Source organism: Waterburya sp., assembly GCF_058530065.1.
The window spans coordinates 1-15916 of sequence record NZ_JBZNBU010000258.1 but is presented as its reverse complement, the minus strand read 5'-3'; the positions used below and the strand labels follow the sequence as shown (position 1 = coordinate 15916).

The 15916-nt window shown below is 37.0% G+C and carries 14 protein-coding genes; 4 read left to right on the top strand and 10 right to left on the bottom strand.

Annotated features, from left to right (window positions below; translation table 11 throughout):
• Positions 1-100 precede the first annotated feature (100 nt).
• Positions 101-1729, top strand: a complete 1629-nt coding sequence (locus AC33VI_RS15390; RefSeq protein WP_491783150.1) for a dynamin family protein — start codon at positions 101-103, stop codon at positions 1727-1729.
• A gap of 44 nt (positions 1730-1773) precedes the next feature.
• Here AC33VI_RS15390 and AC33VI_RS15385 read toward each other — a convergent pair whose 3' ends face one another.
• Together AC33VI_RS15385 and dacB are read right to left on the bottom strand one after the other, a co-directional pair.
• Positions 1774-2373 carry an LCCL domain-containing protein gene (locus AC33VI_RS15385; RefSeq protein ID WP_491783149.1) on the bottom strand — a complete coding sequence of 200 codons (600 nt, stop codon included), beginning with the start codon at positions 2371-2373 and terminating at the stop codon, positions 1774-1776.
• 163 nt (positions 2374-2536) lie between these two features.
• Entirely contained in the window at positions 2537-3931 is a 1395-nt protein-coding gene (gene dacB, locus AC33VI_RS15380) for a D-alanyl-D-alanine carboxypeptidase/D-alanyl-D-alanine endopeptidase (protein ID WP_491783148.1), read from the bottom strand.
• Between the two features lie 644 nt (positions 3932-4575).
• Here dacB and AC33VI_RS15375 point away from each other — a divergent pair.
• Positions 4576-6135 (top strand): hypothetical protein, encoded by a 1560-nt coding sequence (locus AC33VI_RS15375; protein ID WP_491783147.1) that lies wholly within the window; start codon positions 4576-4578, stop codon positions 6133-6135.
• A 31-nt stretch (positions 6136-6166) separates the two neighbouring features.
• Here AC33VI_RS15375 and glmM read toward each other — a convergent pair whose 3' ends face one another.
• The 4 genes from glmM to rbp all read right to left on the bottom strand — a co-directional run bounded on the left by glmM (position 6167) and on the right by rbp (position 11075).
• Positions 6167-7633, bottom strand: a complete 1467-nt coding sequence (gene glmM / locus AC33VI_RS15370; protein WP_491783146.1) for a phosphoglucosamine mutase — start codon at positions 7631-7633, stop codon at positions 6167-6169.
• 227 nt (positions 7634-7860) lie between these two features.
• Complete coding sequence (locus tag AC33VI_RS15365; protein WP_491783145.1) at positions 7861-8505, bottom strand: CDP-alcohol phosphatidyltransferase family protein; 645 nt, start codon at positions 8503-8505, stop codon at positions 7861-7863.
• 93 nt (positions 8506-8598) lie between these two features.
• Positions 8599-10401: an ABC transporter ATP-binding protein gene (locus AC33VI_RS15360; RefSeq protein ID WP_491783144.1), complete on the bottom strand. Its 1803-nt coding sequence runs from the start codon at positions 10399-10401 to the stop codon at positions 8599-8601.
• Between the two features lie 392 nt (positions 10402-10793).
• Positions 10794-11075 carry an RNA-binding regulator gene (gene rbp / locus AC33VI_RS15355; RefSeq protein ID WP_491783143.1) on the bottom strand — a complete coding sequence of 94 codons (282 nt, stop codon included), beginning with the start codon at positions 11073-11075 and terminating at the stop codon, positions 10794-10796.
• Between the two features lie 197 nt (positions 11076-11272).
• On the opposite strand from rbp, the gene AC33VI_RS15350 reads away from it, so the two are divergent.
• The gene (locus AC33VI_RS15350) at positions 11273-11854 is read left to right on the top strand and encodes a DUF2808 domain-containing protein (RefSeq protein ID WP_491783142.1); all 582 of its coding nucleotides are present in this window, start codon (positions 11273-11275) and stop codon (positions 11852-11854) included.
• 102 nt (positions 11855-11956) lie between these two features.
• Here AC33VI_RS15350 and lpxB read toward each other — a convergent pair whose 3' ends face one another.
• Entirely contained in the window at positions 11957-13108 is a 1152-nt protein-coding gene (gene lpxB, locus AC33VI_RS15345) for a lipid-A-disaccharide synthase (RefSeq protein ID WP_491783141.1), read from the bottom strand.
• Positions 13109-13143: 35 nt separating this feature from the next.
• On the opposite strand from lpxB, the gene AC33VI_RS15340 reads away from it, so the two are divergent.
• Positions 13144-13545: a YidH family protein gene (locus tag AC33VI_RS15340; protein ID WP_491783140.1), complete on the top strand. Its 402-nt coding sequence runs from the start codon at positions 13144-13146 to the stop codon at positions 13543-13545.
• Positions 13546-13729: 184 nt separating this feature from the next.
• Here the strand turns inward: AC33VI_RS15340 and AC33VI_RS15335 are convergent, their stop codons facing one another.
• The 3 genes from AC33VI_RS15335 to ebsA all read right to left on the bottom strand — a co-directional run bounded on the left by AC33VI_RS15335 (position 13730) and on the right by ebsA (position 15592).
• Entirely contained in the window at positions 13730-13924 is a 195-nt protein-coding gene (locus AC33VI_RS15335) for a heavy-metal-associated domain-containing protein (RefSeq protein ID WP_491783139.1), read from the bottom strand.
• Positions 13925-14089: 165 nt separating this feature from the next.
• Complete coding sequence (locus AC33VI_RS15330; RefSeq protein WP_491783138.1) at positions 14090-15178, bottom strand: phosphotransacetylase family protein; 1089 nt, start codon at positions 15176-15178, stop codon at positions 14090-14092.
• A gap of 39 nt (positions 15179-15217) precedes the next feature.
• Complete coding sequence (gene ebsA, locus AC33VI_RS15325) at positions 15218-15592, bottom strand: type IV pilus biogenesis protein EbsA (RefSeq protein ID WP_491783137.1); 375 nt, start codon at positions 15590-15592, stop codon at positions 15218-15220.
• Between the last annotated feature and the right edge of the window lie 324 nt (positions 15593-15916).

Sequence of the window (15916 nt, the reverse complement as noted above, 5' to 3'; positions counted from 1 at the left end):
TTTATAAGTTATATTTTTTTAGGTAGGAAGTAGTAATTTAAAACTATCTTATTTTTACTGTTCTGATGATTGATAATTTATGTCTTCATACAATAATCTCTTGAACTCGCTGCGTAGTTTATTGGGAATATTAGAATTAGATTCAACAACATCTTTTTATAGAGATGTTGTTGCTATTTGTGATTATCTCGATCGCCCTACCTATCGTATTGCTGTTTTTGCTCCTTTCAATCATGGCAAATCGACTTTATTAAATGCTTTGTTGGGTAGTAAAACATTACCAATCGATTTGATTCCTACTACGGGGGCTGCTATTTGTGTTACTTATGGCGAGGAATTAAAAACTATAATTACACTAAAAAATGGCTCACAAGTAGAGCGGGAAGGAATTAAAGTTTTACAAGAATATGCGGTTTTAGATGGCGATCGCCGAATGAAAAATGAGGTAGAAGAAGTTCGAGTTTTTTGCAATCATTCTTGGTTAAAAACAGGAATTGAATTTCTCGATTTACCAGGAACAAACGATCGCGAAGCACAAAATAATTTAGTAAAAGATAAGTTACTTAGTGCCGATCTGATAATTCATGTTTTAGATGCTCGCAAGTTAATGACTTTAGAAGAAAGGGAGAATCTAAAAAATTGGTTGCAACATAGAGGAATTAATACAGTTATTTTTGTAGTTAATTTTCTTAATTTATTAACTCCAGAAGAAAGAAAAGAAGTACAACAGCGTCTTTATTTTATTGCTGAAAGTTTTCGTTCGACTTTACCATCTGGAGTAAGTAATATTTATTGTGTGGATGCTTTACCTGCTTTAAGAGCCAGATTAAAAGGGGATCTAGCAACGGCTCAAACTACAGGAATTATTAGTCTAGAATCGGCATTACAAAATATAGCCTACTCAAAAACAATAGGAGATATTAAACTTAGTAGAGTAGTGAAAATCAGTGAAGAGTTATTACAACAAGCTACCCTGAAACAGCAGGAAATTCAAATAGAAGTTTCTCGTCAACAAGCCAAACAAGATAATCTAGTTTTAGTTAAACGAAAAGCAGAAAAACTGATTCAACAAAGTTTCGATCGCAGTATATCAGATTTTCGAGCTTGGCTTTATTTCCCTAAATTATTAAATAATTATCAACCTACTTTAGCAATTGCGTTACAAGAAACTAGATTTAATAGTTGGCTGGAGTCGGAGTTTCAACCCAAAATTGTAGAACGACAACAAGCTATTAATAAATGGATCGAGCAAGGATGTAGTTTTTTTAATCACCATAACCCTCAATTATTAGAAATTGATTTGAGCACTGTTCCTATCATTGAAATCCCAGAATTTATCTTAGAAGCAACCAGAGAAAATATTTCTCATAAATCTTATATTCCCCAAGAATTAAATTTCTTATTACGTAAAAAAGCTGGTGCGGTAGTTTTAGGTGGTGCTAATTATTTAATTAATCAACTAGTCAATAAATCTACCATAAATAAAAATAGTCAAGATACTCCGAGGATATCTTCTCAAATTTATGTCGATGCAGCGGCTAACTATCTTCAAGATTTTAGCGATCGCACCAATAATATTTTAGATAAATATGAAAAAATAGCTAGTCAATATATTACCTATATTCCACCAGCTAATAATAATAAAAATATCCAGATAGATTATCAACTACAGTTGTTAAATAATTTAATTAGTAATTTACAAGATGAACTAGCTAAAATAGAGGAATAAAATTTAACTAAGTTAATAATTAATTACTAATAACTAATTATTAACTAATCCAATAAATCAGTTATTGTTTTTTCAATGGTTCTTTCTACACCTCTTTGAAAGCCATCCATTAAAACTCTTTCAAGTCCAGAAGGTTCGCGTTTTTTCTTGTTTTTTTTAGTTTCTGATTCATCTTTTGTTTTTTGAGCTACCACTTTTTTCTTACCGACAAAAGAAAAGCTCAAATCCGTAGCGCGATGATCCTTACTAATTACATCATTTTTATCACTTCCTGTATAAAAATTTTGACCTTCAGCTAATTTTAGAGTAATTTTTCCTCCTGTTTCTGGATCTAACATTCCTGCATGGACGGCAGTGCTACATATTCCAGAATTAACTGTATAAACTTTACTTCCCCATACAGGTGCGTGAATTAAATCTTCTTCGGCAGCTTGACAGTAAAAGTGATATTTTTTGCCAATATTATCCTCTTCATCAAGCCCCATACTACTAATTCGGCTACTCCAACCAATTTCGGGGATAGGTTTTGGCGATTTTTTAGATTTTTCGCTCCAAGCTGGTTTAGCAGATATTGCAGCTATGGTAATTGCGGTGATTAATGTGATTAATGGGAAGTGATAATTAACTTTGATAATTCTCATCATTATATATATTTATTATTTATATTTTTTCTAAAACTCTCCTTAAAAGATCGAATCATTAGATCGAATATTATCTTCCTCTTACAATCTTCATAAAAAATGAATTAGATTTATTTGTGCTTTACATTCTTATAGTGAAGAAAAAATTACTATTTAACTACGATCTCTAACATTGTTCAATGCGATCTAAAACCTTGACAACTCGATCTATTGCTTGTCTTAGCTGTCTGCTAGAAAGTTCGGAGTTGTTGACAATAATGCTAAACACTAAAGTCGAGGGATAGGCATTAGTTAAATATCCAGATAAAGAAGCAACTCCCGTTAAAGTTCCTGTTTTTCCTTTTAGTTGACCCTGAATATAAGTATTGTGAAGACGATTTTTTAAAGTACCGCTAACTCCTGCTACTGCTAAAGATTGCTGATATACATTATTGTTTTTATCTTCCAATTTCAACATTGCTGTCAAGATTTTGACTAGAGTTTTAGGGGAAATTAAATTTTGTCTTGATAGCCCAGAAGCATCTACTAACACATATTCATCTCGATCGATACCTAATTCATTTAAGCTTTGCTCGATCGCTTTAATTCCATGGTTAACTTTTAATTCTTTAGCTAATACTTTGGCTATAGCTTCAGCATATAGATTATTACTTTCTTGATTAATCTCTCGAATGATTTCTGCTATGGATGGAGAAGTTATGTTTAATAATACTTTTTCTCGTTCCCGCGATCCCTTAGCTTGTTCTTTAACTACTATTCCTCGACTAACTGCAATCCCTCCTCTTTCCAAGTGCCAGCGAAAAGATTCCAAAAAATAATTTGCAGGATCGACTACTGCCATGTCCCAAATATCTGGGGATTCGTTAGCTGCTAGTTCTCCTCTAATTGTTAGCAATGGTTTGCCCAAATCTCCGTCAATTTCGATTCCGTAAGGAATATCTGTATTCCCTGTAATTCCTTGATTAATTACCTGCCACTGTCTTCCTGCAATGCGATCGCTCCAATCAAACTGGACTAGTTCTCCTGGCTGTTGAGGTAATAAAGTTAGAGTAACGGAGTTTTGATTGAGAATTGTACTATTTACCGCTGTAGCAAAGTAGCTATGTACGTCTAACCATTCCCAAGTGGGATTAATAGTTGGAGAGTCAAAATAACCATCATCAATGATTAATTGCTCGATTTTTTTAACGCCTAAAACTTGCAACTGATGTACTATTTGTTTTAGACTTTCAGTAGATATACTGGGATCTCCCTTGCCTTGCAAGCGTAACGAAGTAAGATTAGGGACATTCCCCTCCGCAAAAATGGGGGTATACCAAAGATAATCCGTACCCAAACTCGATAGCACGGCAGCAGTAGTTAATAATTTAGCACTAGAGGCAGGAGTAAAAAACTTGTGACCGTTAGAGCTATATAAAACCTCTCCTTCTTCTGTTTGAATTTCTATTCCCCAGCGCGATCGCGCCAGCTTGGGACTATTAGTAATTTCTGCAATTTCCTTCGGTAAAGAGTTAGGACAAATAGCTGTTTCGGAATCTAATTCTGAGCTAGGCTTTGCCAAAACGTTTGTATGAGAAAAAAAGATTATGAACCAACAAGTTAATACACCGAACCATTTTCTCTTGCCAAACAATAGTTTCATCGATCTTCGTGTTGAATTTGCCAAGAACTGTGTACAAAAATAGAGATGTTTAAGATAACATCTCTATGTCCAAAAGAGTCTATTTATAGTTAGGGCGTTGCTGGTGCGCTCGCCAACTATCAATAGCAGTTCAATAAAATGCAATGTCCTGAATGCAAGTTAAAAAAGATTCAAAAAAACGGCTTTATTAAACGTGAAATAGTAAGAACAGGGAATAGGAAATAGGACAAGGCATTCTCGTTTTGATTAAAATTCTAGTATCTCGTTCATTTAGGCGGAGCTACTTAGTAGGTAATAAAACTACAGTTTTCTACATAAATCAAGTCGATACGCCAAGAAGATTTTTAAGACTTTAGTATTTAATCAAAAAAAGCGAAATATTATTTAACTAGGTTTTTATATATACACATATATATTTATATCGTCGATTTTTTTAGTGGCTAAAAATGTTTTAAGGTCATATATTTCAATTATTCCTATGCAGAGTTTTTTTTAGAAAAATGGCGTTCAAAAAATCAACAACTTTGTCTAGGTATTAATTCACAAAATTACCAATATAAATTATGGCTAGATTAATCCAAGCGATCGACACATCTGGATTTTCTTCTCCCAGCCCAGATCCAGCAGGAATAGTTTATATAGATGATTCCAACACTTTCTTAATTTCCGATTCAGAAGTAAATGAAACCCCACTTTTTGAAGGTAACAATTTATTTGAAGTTAATACCAGTAAAAACATAATTAATATTGGCAATATTTTAGATTTTTCTAACGAACCTACGGGTTTAACTTACAATTCAGGTAATGATACTCTGTTTATCTCTGACGATGCCATCAGAAGAATTACCAGCATTAATGCTGGTAACGATCGCATTTTTGGTACATCAGACGATAATAGTGTTAGCACTTTTAATACCAGAAATTTTGGTAGCGACGACCCAGAAGACTTAGCATTTCGTCCTAGTTCGGGAACGCTATTTATTGCCGATGGAGTCGATAATACCATTTATGAAGTTACTACCAATGGCAATCTGGTTAGCAGCTTTAGTACTTCCAGTTTTGGTTTATCCGATCCTGAAGGTATTGGCTACGATCGAGAAACTGGCAACTTATTTATTGTTGGCGAACCGACAACTACTGTCTTTGAAGTTACTACTGGCGGGAATTTAGTACGAACTATAGATATTGGCAGTGCCAATCCCGTGCAACCTGCAGGAGTCGATATTGGTCCTAGTAGCGATGGTTCTGGAAGCAGTCTTTACATTGTCGATCGCGGTATTGACGAACGAGATGATATTAACGAAAATGACGGCAGATTATACGAGTTTGCTTTAGAAACTAGCGATCCTGGTAACCCTGGAGGAAACATTAATCGTTCCTTTTATGCCACTACCAGAGACACGGCAACTATCGATGGTAATAGTTTTGCAGATGAAGACATTATATTTTTTAATGCTGACAATCAAACGCGATCGCAATTTTTTGACGGTTCGGATCTGGGTTTAGCGGACAACGATCTTGATGGAATTCATGTTAACGACGATGGTAGCATCTTACTCAGTCTCAACCAAGATGGTAATGTTGATGGCGTAGGCTTAATTGATGATGCCGATATTTTGCGCTTTGTGCCGACTTCTACGGGCAGCAATACAGCAGGAAGTTTTGAACTTTATTTTGATGGTTCGGATGTAGGATTAGATTCTGGCGCGGAAGATATTGACAGTATTTCGGTTGCAGCCAATGGGGATCTTTTAATTAGTACTAACGGTAATTTTTCAGTAGGTGGTCTGTCTGGAGAAGATCGAGATATTTTGGCTTTCTCGGCTAGTAGTTTGGGCAGTAATACAGCTGGTAATTTTTCTCTTTATGTAGATGGTTCGGATGTTGGTTTAGATAGCAGCAGCGAAGATATTAAAGGAGTATCAATTCTCGATAGCGGGGAACTAATCTTATCCAGTCTAGGTAGTTTCCAAGTACCAGGATTAAGTGGTGGCGGTAGCGACTTTTTTTCTTTTAATCCCAGTTCTCTTGGTAGCGATACTAGTGGCAGTTTTAGCTTGTTCTCTAGTGGTGCGGATAGCGGATTAGGCAGTCAAGTAGCTGCGGATATTTCTGTTATTTAAAATTCATTTACTATAAAGTTGATTGAAATAACTACGATCGCTCAACTAAATATTGCTCCACACAAGCTGCCAATTTAGTAGCCCAATAGCAAGCTAAATCTAGGTCTATCGCTTCTACCATGACGCGAATCAAAGGTTCTGTACCAGAAGGACGAACTAAGATTCTACCCTTATCTCCTATGGCGGCTTCTGCTTCAGCGATCGCTATTTGTAATGGAGTACAGTCTTGCCAATTTTGGCGAATTTCGGGATCTTCCACCCTGACATTTTCGAGAATTTGAGGATAAGGGACAAAACTTTGAGCCAGCAATTGAGTTAAAGATTTACCAGAATTTTTAACTAAAGTAGCTATGTGTAATCCAGTTAAAACTCCATCTCCAGAAACACTATAGCTAGGTGCGAGAATGTGACCAGATTGTTCGCCACCGAGTTTTGCTCCTAATTCTGCCATTTTGGCATGGACGTGGCGATCGCCTACTGCCGTGCGAACAAAGTTACCACCCAGCTGTTTCCAAGCATTTTCCAAACCCAAGTTTGCCATAACGGTAGTAACAATAGTGTTATGGGGTAACTGACCTTGATTCATCAAAGCTCTACCCCAAAAATAGAGAATATAGTCTCCGTTAAGAACTTTCCCTTGGGAATCAACTGCCATAATGCGATCGCCATCTCCATCAAAAGCAAATCCTAAGTCTGCCTGATGTTCTACTACTGCTTGTTGCAGTTTTGCCAAATGAGTCGAACCACAATCAACGTTAATGCGATCGCCATCGGCGCGATCGTGAAGCGCAATTACTGACGCACCCATCTGCTTAAATACATCGGGAGCAATATTTACTGTTGCACCCCAAGCCAAGTCGAGGACAATTTTCATTCCCTTTAAAGTATGGTTACCCATAAAAGGATCGAGCATTGACTGTATATATTGCTTTAATAAATCGCTGCGATAGTATTGTTTGCCCCAGTCAGCAGAGGCTAGCAATTGAATTGGGAGATCTTTTACTTGTCCGCGAATTCCTGCTTCAATTTGACCTTGAACCAAACTAGATAGTTTTGTCCCATTTGCCCCAAATAGTTTAATACCGTTGTCTTCTGGTGCATTGTGGCTGGCAGAAATCATCACCCCACCCATTGCTTTAGTCATATTAGTTAGATAAGCTACCGCAGGAGTGGGACACAAACCCAAATTCCAAACTTCTACCCCCGCAGCAGCCAAACCTTCTGCCATCGCCATTGCCAGAGAGTCGCTAGAATTACGAGAATCTTGACCCAAAATTACTGGTAAAGAGCAATCTTCTAATGCTTGTAAAATCTGTCCCGTCCAAAAGCCAACTTTGGCAGCTAAAGCGGGATTTAAAACTTCTTTTTCTCCTACCTTGCCACGAATACCATCAGTACCAAATAATCGGATGGTGGGTAATTTAATCCTATTTAATATAGTAATTTGTCCTAAAAACTGAGAATAAGAAATTTGTTTTATAAGATTAGATTGCGTCATAGATTAGATATTATTTTATAACCAACTAATTTATTGTGTTGTATCCGATTGTTCGATTTTTATAAATCTAAAAAATAAATCGAAAATCAATTATTCAGTTTGGCTAAATTCTCTTACGAAGTTATACCTAAGTATGTCCTATCTTTTGCTAATTCGGGTAAAGTATAGATAAACCTTGTATTAAAATTGCGAAAAGAAGTTTTTGTGAATTTCAACTAAAAAATAGATTAATTGTCCTGAGAATCTATATTCGCTATTTCCATAGCAGCATTTTGTAATTGAAAAATATTAGTTGCTTGCTTTAAAAGATAGACTGGAAGACACAAAAGAATTAACCAATAGCAGATACTAAAACTATGGTTATTGAATGTGAAATTAAAATCATGGAGATAGAAATTGAGATAGAGGAGAATATAAAATACCTCATTCCCCAAAATCAAAACATCCATAAAAGTCTTATTACCATAGTAAAGTTTCATCAAGCCATTACTAGACCATTCAGCAGAATCTTTATGGCTACTCAAACCTAACATTCCCGTGGCGTAAATTAAATAATAATGACTGCTAACATCTAGAGCGATCGGAATTATAAACAATACTAAATACTGGGGATATAGTTGCGCCAAAATCAAACACAAACCCGCCGTAGCACAGCGATCTGCCACCATATCTAAAGCAGCACCAAAGTTACTACTTTGGTTGTAGGCGCGGGCTGCCCTACCATCGAATTCATCTAAAATAAAAGCGATCGCATAAAATAAAGCGCACAGTTGCCAGCTTCCCAAACTATGACTAACAAAACTAATTAAATAGCATAAAAATCTGCCATAGCCGATTAAATTAGGAATATATAAAAATACTTTCTTGGTCATTAATTAGTTATTGGTTATTAGTTAGAGTCGTTTTACCAAACGAGTATGTAGTAGTAATTTACTCATTACTCATTACTCATTACTTATTACTTATTACTTACTCAAACTAAAACCCCTTTCTCCCGTTTGTACTCGCCATAGGCTAGCATACGCACCATCTCGTGCCAAGAGTTCTTCGTGAGTGCCGCGTTCGATAATTTCTCCTTTATCCATGACATAGATGCAATCGGAGTGTCTAATCGTAGAAAGACGGTGAGCGATCGCAATAGTAGTTCTGTTTTGGGTTATTTTTTCTAAAGAACGAGCAATGGCAGCTTCGGTTTCATTATCGACTGCCGATGTGGCTTCGTCGAGAATTAAAATTGGCGGATCTCTCAAAATTGCTCTAGCGATCGCAATTCGTTGTTTTTGACCGCCAGATAGTTTTTGTCCCCTTTCCCCAACCACAGTATCGTAACCGTCGGGTAACTCGCTAATAAATTCATCGGCTTCGGCGATGGTAGCAGCTTCGATAATATCCGTTAGGGTAGCATCGGGAGAACCATAACTAATGTTTTCTCTGACAGTACCGTGAAACAAGAATACGTCTTGGCTGACTAAACCAATTCCCCGACGCAGATCCCAAAGTACGATATCTTTAATATCTTGTCCATCTAGAGTAATGCTTCCCGACTCGATTTCATAAAGTCTGAGGAGTAACTTGACTAAAGTACTTTTACCCGAACCAGTCGCCCCAACTATGGCAATAGTTTCTCCTGCGGGAATGTGTAAAGAGAGGTTTTTAATTACTGGTTCTCTTTGATGGTAGGCAAAGGTAATATTATTTAAACTTACTTCTCCTTTGATTTTTTTTAAAGGCACAGCTTTATCTCCCGAATTAATGTTAATGGTCGTATCCAATAAATCCATTACCCTGGTAATCGAAGCCATTGCCCGTTGGTAGAGATCGAAAGTTTGCCCTAGACGAGTTAGAGGCCATAATAGTCTTTGGGTGAGGAATACCAAAACGCTATAAGTACCCACTGCTAAAGCCCCCGATGCTGCTTGTACTCCACCGTAAAGCAAGATTCCCGTAAAGCCTGCCAAGATAACCAAGCGAATTAAAGGTATAAAAGCTGCCGATAAAGCGATCGCTTTTCGGTTACTGTTTCTATAAGCATTACTGTCTTGTCGCAACCGTTCTATTTCATATTTTTCGGTAGTAAAACTTTTAATCGTAGTAATACCGCTAAGATTGTTAGCCAAACGAGCATTAAGAATGCTGACCTTTTCTCTTACTTCGGCATATCTGGGGGCAAGCCATTTTTGAAAGGCTACCGAACCCCAAACAATAATCGGAATGGGGATAATCGCCATCCAAGCAATATTAGGAGTTAAAACAAAAAACGAACCTCCAACAATCAAGGCAGTAGTAACTACATGAATGATTTCATTTGCCCCAACGTCTAAAAATCTTTCTAATTGATTGATATCATCGTTGAGAATCGATAGCAATCCTCCCGTACTTCTTTCTTCAAAGTAAGCCAATTCCAAATCTTGAATGTGACTATAAGCATCCAAACGAATATCGTGCTGTACGTCTTGGGCTAAATTGCGCCACAATCTAGAATAGGCATATTCAAAAATCGATTCTAAACCCCAAATAATTGCTGATATTAAAGACAACACTAACAACTGTCCAAAAATATCGGTGATGCCAAAACGAGCTACAATTGAATCTTCTTGTTGTACCACCACATCAACCGCAGCACCAATAATTGCAGGAGGGGCGAGATCGAAGAGTTTATTGAGAACGGAACAAATCGTTGCTTGCCAAATATTGGTTTGATATTTATCTCCATAGTGCAATAGTCGCAAGAGGGGATGATTTTGCGGTTTAACTTGACTGGAGGGCATGATTAACTTTTTTTAATATTTGGCTTATCTAAAAAAAATTTAGCAGACTTTGGCGATTATTGTTGATAACAACTCTAATTTTACCCTTCGGTTAGTTATTAGTTATTAGTTATTAGTTTTTGGGTCTAAGTCCCCTCTCATAATCTTCGATTTGATTACTGTAGGGACGTTTCATGAAACGTCCGTATTTAATTAATTAGTGGTTCAAATCTACTAATTAATTAAACTAAAAACTAACTACTAACTACTAAAAACTATTTTACCGATCGCCTTGTAGAGTTTAACGCTCTTTAATTGTTACATAAACGCAAACAGCTTTCAGAAAATACTAAATCAAAATTTCAGTAATTCCTAAAAGCTATAATTTATTTGATTAAATCTCAAACTCAGATTTAGAAACGGTTTCTAGAACCACTAAAAGAGTTTCTGTTTTCGCGAGGTCTGGCTTTGTTTACTTTTAAACTTCTGTCCATCCACTCTGCACCGTCTAAAGCTTCAATCGCTTTATCTTCGTCAGTATCATTTACCATTTCTACAAAGGCAAAACCTCTGACGCGACCTGTTTCGCGATCGGTAGGAATATGAACTCTTTTAATATCTCCATATTCGCTGAAAACTTCGTTTAAATCATCTTGATTGATTTCATATGCAAGATTGCCTACATAAATTGACATGAACTGGTTGTCTCCAAATTGAATGTTGCGCTGAGGGAGACGATATATACTATTAGAAAAACACTAAATCAATACTTTGCGGTCTAGCCTTAGAATACTGAATGCAAATTTTACTGTTATATCTCGATCCTCAAAAACAACGATAACATACTTATTCCTCGTTGGGGATAAATAAATAATTAAGTTATGTACCTGTTATGCAACATAAGATCGCAAAAAAACATTATTCGCAACATTTTCTAACTATACTTTCTTGTTTGGCAAGTATATCGATTCATCATGCGATCGCACCTGTAGCTCAAGCAGTTGAATATCCTGATGGTAAATTAGCTTTTGAATCTGCCGTCTTTTTATCAAATACAAGTACTACTTTTAATAGCATTAGAGTTAGACAAGCCAAATATTATTTCGATTTGGAATTACCCCTAGAAGCGAAAGAAGCTCTAGGTAAAGTAGTTATCCAACAACGAGAAGGAAGCGAAGATATTGATTTTAAATCAGAGAAAACCAAAGCTTATTTTGGCAGTCGTCGAGAAAAACAAGCAGAAATCGATTTGACAGCTGCCTATGACGAATCTACAGGAGAAGTAATCGTCAAGTTCGATCGCCCAATTCCTCCAGGAAATAACATTACTGTGGTTTTAAAACCAAAACACAATCCGAACTATACGGGAGTATATTTATTTGGCGTTACAGTTTTCCCCCCTGGCGAGAGGTCTTTAGGGCTTTATATAGGTTCGGGAAGATTGCATTTTTATAACAATAGTTTTTTCCACTAAGGTTGTTTAAATCTTCTCTGAGATTGTTTGTAAGCAAAAGCTAAAATTTTGAGATGGCGGGGAGACTAGGAGAAAATACTTTCAAAAAAAATTTAAAAAACGTCAATTGTCCATTGATAAAATTTCCTTAGCAGTACGATCGCATACCCCGACAGTTCCTAACAGCGATCGCATCTCTTGGTAGTCAGCAATTATATCTGCTTGACGGGAAGAGTTTTCTAAAATATCTACTACTTCATGAAAGATATTGCTAGCAGTAACTTCTTCTTGCTGAAATTCGGGGACTAATTGGCGATTGACAATTAAGTTGGGAGGAGACATTAACGGCACGGAAAAGCCCAATCTACGACCGATCCAAGCCGTAATCGGACTAATACGATAGATTACTACCTGGGGAATATTTAACAAAGCAATTTCTAAATTGACCGTACCAGACTTGGTAATAGCTAAATCCGCAGCAGCGATCGCATCCAAGGTATTGCTGTCTAAGATGGTTGCGGGAAGTTGGTACTTTGCTACTACTGCTTCAATGGCATGGCGATAGCTAGGTAGGGATACGGGAATGAGAAATTTAACTTCTGGTAGTCGTTTTAATATTTGGCTTGCTGCTTTTCCCATAACGGGGAGTAAATATTTTATTTCTTGTTGGCGAGAAGCAGGTAAAAGGGTAATAATGCGATTGTCAGGATTGAGATCTAAATTTTGTCTGGCGCGATCGCGACTGGGAGCTTTTTCGATGCGATCTAGCAAAGGATGTCCTACCCAAGTTACATTAATATTTTTGCTAGCAAAATATTCTGCTTCGGCGGGAAAAATTGCTAATAATTTATCCACTACTTGGGCAATTTTAGGGGTATTGTTTAACATTGGAACTGCCCAATCTTGAGGCGCGATATAATAAACCACCGCAGTTTGAGGAAAATGTTGTTTCACATAGCCAGCCAAAGCTAAATTTGAAGCAGGATAGTCAATGAGGACTAAAACATCAGGAGGGTTTTGTTGCAGGTATTGTTTGGCTAATTTTTGAATGGAGATGGTGGGTAAAATGAAAGGAATTGCTTCGACAAACCCCATCGAACCAATTACCGCAGTATTAGCAATAATCTTCGCTCCTGCTGCTTTCATGCGATCGCCACCCAAGCCAGAAATTTCCAGATCTATATTTTGTTCTCCAGCAATTTTGAACAAAGATTCGATTAACATCGCCCCTTGCAAATCTCCCGAAACCTCTCCCGTACTGATAAATATCTTCACTTTTAAATAGTTATTTGTAGCAGAGTATTAATTATATGAGCGATCGCCGAAGTAATATTAATACAGAACTAGCTAAAGAACGAAATCGTGCGGCAGCAGAACGTACTTTAATGGCTTGGATACGCACTTGTTTGGCATTAATTAGCTTTGGTTTTGGGGTCGATCGCATTGTCACTGCCCTACAAAAATCTTCCCTTTCCGAGTATGTGGACGATCCCCTTCATTTAACTAGAATTCTCGGTCTGGCTTTTATTGGTATTGGCACGAATGCCATTTTACTTGCCGCGATCGAACATCGCAGAGAATTGCGCCACATACAGAAAGACAATTATGTCTATCAACCCCGTTCGTCTTTAGCTTTTAATGTTGCTATTTCTATTTCTATAACTGGATTATTTGCTTTTGTGGGAATTTTAATTAAATCCTACGGAAACTGACTGAGGAAAATGGATTCCAGGCAAATCATTAATTATCCAATAAATTGCCCTTTACCCCTTCCCCCTTGTACGGACGTTTCATGAAACGATGAGATCCCGCGCCGCCGACAGGCGCAAGGGAACGCTCATCGGAGTCCCTACCTTTCTTTTCCCAACCTCAACAAATCAATTGGTTTTTCGGCAATTATTCCACAGTATGTCCCGCTGCGGTAATAATCTGTTTAATAGAGGCTTCTGAAGCTTCTGTTTCTACTTTGACTTGCTTGGTGTCGAGGTTGATATCTACTTGGGCTTCTGGTGCGTGAGTCAAGATGGCATTTTTTACTGTAGAAACGCAACCATCACAAACCATACTAGGAACTTTAAGATTAATACTCATCGGAATAGTTACTAAATGTTAATGTTTATTTTTGATTGTAGAAGATTAAAAAAGTTTTTAGTATTTAGTAGTTAGTATTTAGTTAAATTAATTAGTAGTTTTAAACTACTAATTAATTCACACTCTTCATTTAATAACTAATAACTAATAAGTACAGCGAAGCTGTTAAACCGATGTGGGAATAGCGATATCCAAAGTATCTAACAAACGGTCTATATCGAAATGCTGTTCCATTAAACTTTGAATTTGTTTGATTTTGATTGGTTCGTAGATGGGAACTTTACCAAAAGCACCATCGATAATTTCTACAGTAGTTAAGGTATCGGTATCTACTGAGAGAATGGGAATATCTAAACTTTGAGCGCGTTCGATAATCAAATCTTTGGGAGGAATTTGACCCGTTAAAATCAGACAGTGAGTGGAAGTTTCTAAAGCTGCCATTTGTAGCTCTGCGCGATCGCCTCCTGTAATTACTGCCATATTATCCCTCTGACGGAAATATCCCAAAGCCGAGTTGACATTCATCGCCCCGATGCTAAGACTTTCTACCATCCAATCTAAATGTTCTTCACAGCACAGTACTTTAGCATCAAGCCTAGTCGCAATTTCTTTGACGCTAATGCTATTTAAAATTCTATCTTTGGGTATAGTGCCTAAAACGGGAATTCCTTGCTTTTCTAAATAGGGTTGAATTGTTTGGGTGACAGTTTCCATTTCATCCCTGGGAATTTCGTTGACCACAATACCAATCAAGCGATCGCCCAAGAATTTTTTGGCAGCAATTAAACTAGCTACCATTGCTAAGGGATGATAGCGAACTATTAAGAGGATCGACGCATCGACGCAGTCAGCAATTTCGAGGACGGATAAATTAAACAGACTACCTTCCCAAAGATTATTTGGTCCTTCTAACAATACTAAATCTGCTTCGATAGAATCTACATATTGTTTTAAAGCTTGAGAGTAGTCTTCTCGATCCCCTTCTGCCAAGCGTTTGTCGATAGTTTGACGGTCTAAAAATATTAGAGGGGCTTTAACCTTTTCTGCTGGTAAACCGAGAGTGCTAGCTAGAAAATTAACATCTTCCGTCGTTTCTTTCTCTCCGATCTTAATAAAATCTGTCCCTAAAGGCTGTCCGTAACCAATGGATAAGTCTTTGTGGGAAGATAAATAGCTCAATCCTAAAATAGTTGCAGATTTGCCGCTATGAGCTTCAGTTGAAGCTATGAGAAGATGTTTAGCCGATTTCGCCACGCTCGCACTCCTTGTGAATTTCAGTTGGTTTTTATGAGTTTATTCCAAGCGCAACAATTTTCGGTAAAAGCTATTAGGAAAATCTGTTGTCTTAGAACGTTTAAAGTTCATGATGACATCAATTAGGTAATCAATAAACTCTGAGTTAGACAATGTTACTTCATAACTTAATTCTGCCTGTCCATCAAATTGCAAGCGACAACGAGTTAATTCTGAAGGTAATTTAGATACATACCAACTAGCTACAAAAGGAATTGGCTCTCCTCCTTCTACCTGTCGCTCTCCTTCTAAAGATGCTTGTCGGTATAATGCGATCGCGTGAGGCAACCAGCTATGCTTATTTTTGGAATAATAAGGTACATAAATAATTACATCAGCCCTACCAGCAGGCTTGATTTTTTCTATGGTAGACATAAGGTTAATGTTAACTCGATCGGTTTAATTATTTAATAGTCTTCTACGTTATAACATCAGTTTTTTTAGACTACCTGCGATCGAAACAGGTAATTCTACCCTAATTCAAAATTAGATAGCTAGGGTCGAGGATTGAGGTAGTGAGCTAATGGAATAGATATGTCAAATAGATATGTCAATCGGGGGTGAACGAAAAAAGGTGTGGGAGTTCGACGCTTTAAGTAATGAGTAACGAGTAACGAGTAGCAGCGTCCATTGTCGTTACTCGTTACTTTTTACTTGTTACTTCAACAACACGAAAATTAATTTTTGCCACGGTAAATT

Bases quoted from the DNA above. Each gene is read 5' to 3' on its own strand.
- AC33VI_RS15385 (WP_491783149.1), bottom strand. From the start codon at position 2,373: ATGATGAGAATTATCAAAGTTAATTATCACTTCCCATTAATCACATTA.
- AC33VI_RS15350 (WP_491783142.1), top strand. From the start codon at position 11,273: ATGCAACATAAGATCGCAAAAAAACATTATTCGCAACATTTTCTAACT.
- AC33VI_RS15360 (WP_491783144.1), bottom strand. From the start codon at position 10,401: ATGCCCTCCAGTCAAGTTAAACCGCAAAATCATCCCCTCTTGCGACTA.
- rbp (WP_491783143.1), bottom strand. From the start codon at position 11,075: ATGTCAATTTATGTAGGCAATCTTGCATATGAAATCAATCAAGATGAT.
- AC33VI_RS15340 (WP_491783140.1), top strand. From the start codon at position 13,144: ATGAGCGATCGCCGAAGTAATATTAATACAGAACTAGCTAAAGAACGA.
- AC33VI_RS15375 (WP_491783147.1), top strand. From the start codon at position 4,576: ATGGCTAGATTAATCCAAGCGATCGACACATCTGGATTTTCTTCTCCC.
- AC33VI_RS15335 (WP_491783139.1), bottom strand. From the start codon at position 13,924: ATGAGTATTAATCTTAAAGTTCCTAGTATGGTTTGTGATGGTTGCGTT.
- AC33VI_RS15365 (WP_491783145.1), bottom strand. From the start codon at position 8,505: ATGACCAAGAAAGTATTTTTATATATTCCTAATTTAATCGGCTATGGC.
- glmM (WP_491783146.1), bottom strand. From the start codon at position 7,633: ATGACGCAATCTAATCTTATAAAACAAATTTCTTATTCTCAGTTTTTA.
- ebsA (WP_491783137.1), bottom strand. From the start codon at position 15,592: ATGTCTACCATAGAAAAAATCAAGCCTGCTGGTAGGGCTGATGTAATT.